7 protein-coding genes are annotated in these 6,208 nt (G+C 63.7%); 5 read left to right on the top strand and 2 right to left on the bottom strand.

Annotated features, from left to right (window positions below; all coding sequences use genetic code 11):
- Positions 1-315 precede the first annotated feature (315 nt).
- On the bottom strand, positions 316-531 hold the full coding sequence (locus tag ACQR1W_RS32700; RefSeq protein ID WP_008973455.1) for a CsbD family protein: 216 nt from the start codon (positions 529-531) through the stop codon (positions 316-318).
- A 141-nt stretch (positions 532-672) separates the two neighbouring features.
- Between ACQR1W_RS32700 and ACQR1W_RS32695 the strand changes: the two genes are divergently transcribed.
- Positions 673-1,191: a cupin domain-containing protein gene (locus ACQR1W_RS32695; protein ID WP_434854618.1), complete on the top strand. Its 519-nt coding sequence runs from the start codon at positions 673-675 to the stop codon at positions 1,189-1,191.
- 98 nt (positions 1,192-1,289) lie between these two features.
- Complete coding sequence (locus ACQR1W_RS32690; protein ID WP_035983570.1) at positions 1,290-1,772, top strand: VOC family protein; 483 nt, start codon at positions 1,290-1,292, stop codon at positions 1,770-1,772.
- 205 nt (positions 1,773-1,977) lie between these two features.
- Here ACQR1W_RS32690 and ACQR1W_RS32685 read toward each other — a convergent pair whose 3' ends face one another.
- Positions 1,978-3,408: an MATE family efflux transporter gene (locus ACQR1W_RS32685; protein WP_434854617.1), complete on the bottom strand. Its 1,431-nt coding sequence runs from the start codon at positions 3,406-3,408 to the stop codon at positions 1,978-1,980.
- Positions 3,409-3,749: 341 nt separating this feature from the next.
- On the opposite strand from ACQR1W_RS32685, the gene ACQR1W_RS32680 reads away from it, so the two are divergent.
- From ACQR1W_RS32680 to ACQR1W_RS32670, 3 genes are all read left to right on the top strand, one after another.
- Positions 3,750-5,093, top strand: a complete 1,344-nt coding sequence (locus tag ACQR1W_RS32680; RefSeq protein WP_434854616.1) for a phospholipid carrier-dependent glycosyltransferase — start codon at positions 3,750-3,752, stop codon at positions 5,091-5,093.
- A 419-nt stretch (positions 5,094-5,512) separates the two neighbouring features.
- Positions 5,513-5,743 (top strand): hypothetical protein, encoded by a 231-nt coding sequence (locus ACQR1W_RS32675; protein WP_008973461.1) that lies wholly within the window; start codon positions 5,513-5,515, stop codon positions 5,741-5,743.
- 120 nt (positions 5,744-5,863) lie between these two features.
- The gene (locus ACQR1W_RS32670) at positions 5,864-6,130 is read left to right on the top strand and encodes a hypothetical protein (RefSeq protein WP_434854615.1); all 267 of its coding nucleotides are present in this window, start codon (positions 5,864-5,866) and stop codon (positions 6,128-6,130) included.
- The last annotated feature ends 78 nt before the right edge of the window (positions 6,131-6,208 follow it).

Genomic DNA, 6,208 nt, shown 5'->3' with positions numbered 1-6,208 from the left:
CTGCGCTCGACCATGATTATCGCCCCGATTCACGATAGAATCATCGAATCACAATGCCGCATTTGCGCAAAGCCCTCACAAGGGGAGAGGATGCACCGGTTTCGCGGAACTGATCCCTTCGGTCGACGTACGGTGCTGAGACTGCTACGGCGCCGGTGGCTGCGCCCTCTCCCCTTGTGGGAGAGGGCTACACCGGTGCTGGCGTCATGCTCACTTGGGTGAGGGGTAATCGACAGCGACAAAAAAGACCGGCTCCCGCGAGGGAGCCGGTCTTTCGACGTGCGCGCACCTAAAATGGCGTCGAGCGAACCTCGCTTAGAGGTTCTTGTTCACGGAAGACGCCGCGTTGTTGGCGGCATCCTTGGTGGCCTGCTTGGCGTCGCCCATGGCCTTCTGGCCCTTGCCCTTCACCTCCTGGACCGCGCCTTCGCCCTGCATGCGATCCGAACCGACAGCCTCGCCGATACCCTGCTTGGCCTTGCCGACGGCCTCGTTGGTCGCGCCTTTGATCTTGTCCGTGGTGGCACCCATGATCAATCTCCGTTTGTTAGGACCTCGCGGAGACAACGTCTGTTGCGCTAAAAGGTTCTCGGAACCTTGATGGCGTTATCGCGACATTTTAGCTAGACTGGGCGCGGTTCCCTCCACGCAGAAAAATCGAAGAAGAAGTTCATGTCAGGTTCTCACCATCACGGCGCTCACGACCATCAGCATGATCATCCGGACGACCGCTGGAAGCATGACGGCGTGCGCGTCATTCCCGGCACTCAGCTCGATCCGAACGTGCCCTCGACGCCCGGCATGGATCGCAAGGCCGCGATCAATTTCGCGCGTGTCGGCGCGCAGAAGCTGTGGGCGGGAACCGTGACGATCAAGCCGGATGCCAAGACCGGCGCGCATCATCACGGTCATCTCGAGAGCATCATCTATGTGGTGAAGGGCAAAGCGCGGATGCGCTGGGGCGAGACGCTGCAGTTCACTGCCGAAGCCGGCCCGGGCGATTTCATCTTCGTGCCGCCTTACGTGCCGCATCAGGAGATCAATGCCAGCCCCGACGAGGTGCTGGAATGCGTGCTGGTGCGAAGTGACGGCGAGGCGGTCGCCATCAACATCGATATCGAGCCGGTCGAAAGGCCGGAGACCGTGCTCTGGGTCGATCCCGTGCACCGGGACCCGAACGAGGGACATTGATCGGCCGACTTCCGGCGGCGGAATTTTTTTTGTTCCGCTGTCGGAAGCGCGTCGGTTCCTTCGTCCTCCGGGCACTGTCAGCCAACGAGGAACCTGTGATGTCCAAGATCGTCCCCTGCCTGTGGTTCAAGGGCGATGCCGAAGAGGCCGCCAATTTCTATGTGTCGCTGCTCCCCAACTCGCGAGTCGAGACCGTGCAGCGCAGTCCGATCGACACCCCGTCGGGAGCGGCAGGGTCGGTGCTGGTGGTGGAGTTCACGCTGGCGGGACAGCGCTTCATGGGGCTGAACGGCGGGACGAAGGTCGAGCACACCGACGCGGTGTCGTTCAAGATCGGTTGCGAGGATCAGGCTGAGGTCGACCGTCTGTGGGATGCGCTGTGCGCCAATGGTGGCCAGCCCGTGCAATGCGGCTGGCTGAAGGACCGCTGGGGCATGCGCTGGCAGATCGTGCCCGATGCCATGATGCGATATCTCGCGAGCCCCGATCGCGCCGCCGCGAACCGCGCGATGGCAGCGATGATGAAGATGGTCAAGCTCGACCTCGAAGGCCTGCGCCGCGCCTATGAGGCCGTGACTTAGACGTCCGTTTCTAAAGTCTCGGTCCTATCGATACAGCCCCAGCCGTCATCGTCCGCGAAGGCGGACGATCCAGTACGCCGTGACGTCTCTGTTCGATCTCTTCTGCCGCGGAGTACTGGATGCTCCGCCTCCGCGGAGCATGACACTGTTGGAGATCGCGAGAGCTAGATCCATACTCGACAGCCGATTTCACGGAAACGATGTTCTAGAGCCGCCAGATCCGGCGTGAGGCGAGCACGACGCTGCAGATCGCCGCATAGGCCACCAGCGACAGCATCACCATGGCGGCAAGCGCCGCCATGCCGCCGCCGAACTGTGCGACGACAAGCCAGCCGCCGCCGGCCGCGATCAGGATCCGTGCCGCTGAGCCTATGAACGGCCACAGCACATGGCCCGCGCCTTGCCCGGCAAAGGCCAGCACGAAGCCGAAGCCGAGCGCGGCATAGGCCGGCGCGACGACGCGGAGATAGGTCGCACCTTCGCGCAGCACGTCCGGCTCGTGGCTGAACAGTGCAAGCCAAAGCGGGGGATGCAACGCGACCCCACAACCGATCGCGCCGACCAGGGCGGCGCCGACCGCTGCACTGACCCAGGCGATGTGGCGGGCGCGCGCGTCTTGTCCGGCCCCGACATTGACGCCGACCATGGTGAGCGTTGCGGTGCAGAGGCCGAACAGGATCGGGATCATGATGTAGTCGAGCCGCGACGCGATGCCGTAGGCGGCAAGCTCATGGGTGCCGAAGCGGCCGACCGCCGAGGTCACCAGAATCACGGTGAGGTTCACCAGCACGGCGTTGACTGCGGTCGGAAGTCCGACCTTGAGGATGTCGGCGAACAGCCGTCGCTGCAGCGGCGCGATGCGAAAGTGCAGGCTGGAGCGGCCCGAGGCCATGTAGCGCACCAGCACCAGCATCGCCCCGGCGTAATAGAGCCCGAAGGCGATGCCGGCGCCGCCGATCCCGAGCCCGGGCACCGGGCCGAAGCCGAAGATCAGAAGCGGCGACAGCGGGATCATCACCAGCGCGCCGATCAGGGTGACGAGCGCCGGCACCCGGACATTGCCGGAGCCGCGCAGCGCCGCGGCCTGCAGATTGACGATCCATACCGGAATGGCGCCGGCGAACAGATAGTTGGAATATTTCTGCGCAGCCTCCAGCGCGCCAGCGCGGCCGCCGAGCGCGTGATACAGCGCCGGGCCGCCCAGTGCGGTGCCGATGGTGAAGAAGGCTCCGAAACCGACCGACAGCAGGATCGCATGGAACACGATCGCATCGGCATCGTCCTTGCGCCCGGCGCCAATCGCGCGGGCCACGGCCGACGACACGCCGCCACCGATGCCGCCATTCGACATCATCGTCATCAGCATGAACAGCGGAAACACCATGGCGACGCCCGCCAGCGCGTCGGTGCCGAGGAAGCCGACATAGTAAGCTTCCGCAACGTTCACTGCGGTCTGCGCCAACAGCACGGTCATGGTCGGCAGCGCCAGCCTGAACAGCGTCGGCAGCACCGGACCGTTCAGGAGCGCGGCCCGGGCGGCGTCGGCCTTGGAAGCGGGCGGCCTGGCCGCAATCGGTGGCGGCGCCACGGCCTCGGCCGTATCGGCACGTGCAAGGGCGGTGGCGTCGCTATTCATGGTGTCACATTCCGGGGCGGATCTGATAAATGATGATCATCATGCAATATCGCCAGCCGATTGCAAGGCGCAAGCCCATGCGGGTCGTGAAATGTTGATGGGGGGCGGTCAGACGAGCAGTCCGACGCAGCCATCGACGGTATTGCCGCCGGCTGCGGTCCCCCGGGATGCCGATATGTGTGGCCAGTCAGGGAGGCGATGGACAGGGCGAGTGGCGCAATACCGGTCGATTGCTCTATGATCGCAGCTCAAGATCGGCAGCCACATTGTTGTCGAAGCGCAACAGCGGGGGCATGGGTGTCCCCGGTTGGTGACGCAAATCTCGAGCTCGGTTGAAGGCGATGCAGAGAAGAGCTGCTTTTGATCAGCCCGTGCCAGGCAAGCCGCGCGCCTCCCAGGTCGCTTCATGTGCGCCAAGCCTCTCGGCCGCACGCTGTCTCGTGATAGCGCTCAGCATCTTCGTGGTCACGCATGTCGCGCTCCTGATCGGCCTGTCCAAGCCGGAGAAATTCGTCTTCGACGAGGTGCACTACGTGCCCGCCGCGCGGCAGATGCTCGGGCTGGCGCCGGCAGTGCCGCAGCTCAACCCCATGCATCCGCCACTGGCCAAGGAGTTCATTGCGCTGTCGATCCGGACGTTCGGCGACAATGCCTTCGGCTGGCGTTATCCAGGTGCGCTGTTCGGCGCGCTCGCGGTGGTGGCCATCTACCTCTGCGGTCTTGCGCTGTTTGGGACGCAAGCGCCGGCGATCGCGGCCGCCTTGATCGCATGGTTCAATCAGATGCTGTATGTGCAGGCGCGCATCGCCATGCTCGACATTTTCGCGCTTGCTTTCAGCCTGCTCGCGATTGCAGCGTTCCTATATGGCTACAGGCGGCCGCGCCCGCAGCTTGCCTTCGCGCTCGCCGGTGCGGGCTTCGGATTTGCGGCTGCGTGCAAATGGAGCGGTGTATTTGCTTATCTCACGGCGATCGGCGTCGTCGCGCTGGTCCGGCTGCTGCAGTATTGGCGAACCTCGTTCGCCGAGCCGAACGAGGATGACTGGTACCGGCCAGACCTCTGGGACGGCATGACATCCTATCAGATCACAATCTGTTTCCTGATCGTCCCCGCAGTCTGCTACGTCGCGAGCTTCATCCCGCTCTATGGCCTGTCGATCACGGCCATCGCCGAGGCGCAGCACCGCATCTTTGCCGACAACATCACCACCGCGATCGCCGGCCACACCTATATGAGCGCCTGGCCGAGCTGGCCGCTGCTGCTGCGACCGGTGTGGTTGCTGTTCGACAAGACCGACGACCAGCACATCGCCGCGGTGGTGCTGCTCGGCAACCCGCTGGTGCTGTGGCCGGCGTTGCTGGCGCTGCTGGTTTGTCTGCGCGATTTCATTGCCGCGCGCCGCGACAGCGCGTTCCTGATCCTTGCATTCTATTTCGGCTGCTATCTGCCTTGGGCGCTGCTGCCGCGCGCGCTGAGCTTCCTGTACTATTATCTGCCGTCGGCGACGCTCGCGAGCCTGGCGCTGCCTTACGTTCTGACCCGGGTCCGCGTACCTTGGCTGCTATGGCTCTATGTGGCGCTTGTCGCGGTCGGCTTCATGGCAATGCTGCCGATCAGCGCCGCCTTCGTCGGCACCTCGATGCCGACCTTCAACCGCCTGATGCTGTTTCAGAGCTGGATCTGAGTGCCTGCGGTTCGAGCCCAACTTTGCCCTCGTAATCGCGCGTGGTGGCAATTCGATGCCGAAGCGCTAGGATGGGTTCAAACCGCTTGATTTGATCCGGTGTCACATCGCGGGAACAGGGAACGCGGCCGAGGGAGGTACGTTCTCGTTGTGATTGCAAGCAGGTTGCGTTGCTGCCGGCGAGCCGCAAAGCGGTCGTGAGGCCGCCGATGTCCGGACAACAAAGCGGCCAGATGCGACTCTAGGCGGAGGTCTCGCCAACACAATTTGGCAGAGCTTCGGGCGCGCGACGGTCGTCGCCAGGAGCAAGACAAGAGCAAGAAACGAGCAGAAAAGCAGACGACGTGTTCAACTCTCCGCGCCGGCGCGACACCCAAGGCTACCGCACGGGCAATTCCGATCAGGCAGGGTCCAGTTCCATGTCGATCCTGATCGGTGCCGGCATGATCGCGGCTGCCATCCTGTTGTCGACGCTGATATCGGCCTTGAGCAGCCGCTATATCGGCCTCGAAAGCCCGACGGAGGACACCGCCTGGCTGGTCGACCGCCTGACCGGGCGGATCTACAAATGTCAGGCCGCGGAACTCGGCCGCGCAGCCTGCAAACCGGACACCGCGACCGGCAGCATCCCCAATAAGGCGAAGCCCTGAGGCCGCTCTGTCGGCTTCCTCTCACAAAACTGTCGTCGGGCCGAAATCTTTCGAGAAGAAGGTTCCTGCTCCGGAACGCCGGTCGCGCACCGGCGTCCTTCTCTTCGAACCGAGGTCCAGATGACAAAGATCCTGATCGCCGCCGCCGCCGTTTCCGTCCTGGCATTCTCTCCGGCCTCCGCGGCCATGATGGCCTGCACCGCGGACAACATGGCGAAATCGGCTGCGGCGATGGCGCCGATGCCGACCGAGGCCAATAAGGAGATGGCGATGGCCAACACCGATATGAGCCAGGGCAAGATGCACAGCGCTTGCATGCACTACATGAAGGCGCAGAAGATGAGCATGACCAAGACCGACGGCGGCATGATGGGAATGCCGAAGTAAGCTCGCTTTCGTTCGATCCGACGCCGCGCTGCCCGCCCTGCGGGCGGCGCGATGTCGATTCCATCTTATGCGAATTAG

The sequence above is a fragment of the Bradyrhizobium sp. HKCCYLS1011 genome (genome assembly GCF_051167795.1).
In the GTDB taxonomy this organism is placed as follows: domain Bacteria; phylum Pseudomonadota; class Alphaproteobacteria; order Rhizobiales; family Xanthobacteraceae; genus Bradyrhizobium.
This window is presented reverse-complemented; position numbering and strand designations above follow the sequence as displayed.

Coding starts and splice junctions, on each gene's coding strand:
- ACQR1W_RS32685 (WP_434854617.1), bottom strand. CDS start 3,408: ATGAATAGCGACGCCACCGCCCTTGCACGTGCCGATACGGCCGAGGCC.
- ACQR1W_RS32680 (WP_434854616.1), top strand. CDS start 3,750: ATGCAGAGAAGAGCTGCTTTTGATCAGCCCGTGCCAGGCAAGCCGCGC.
- ACQR1W_RS32675 (WP_008973461.1), top strand. CDS start 5,513: ATGTCGATCCTGATCGGTGCCGGCATGATCGCGGCTGCCATCCTGTTG.
- ACQR1W_RS32670 (WP_434854615.1), top strand. CDS start 5,864: ATGACAAAGATCCTGATCGCCGCCGCCGCCGTTTCCGTCCTGGCATTC.
- ACQR1W_RS32700 (WP_008973455.1), bottom strand. CDS start 531: ATGGGTGCCACCACGGACAAGATCAAAGGCGCGACCAACGAGGCCGTC.
- ACQR1W_RS32695 (WP_434854618.1), top strand. CDS start 673: ATGTCAGGTTCTCACCATCACGGCGCTCACGACCATCAGCATGATCAT.
- ACQR1W_RS32690 (WP_035983570.1), top strand. CDS start 1,290: ATGTCCAAGATCGTCCCCTGCCTGTGGTTCAAGGGCGATGCCGAAGAG.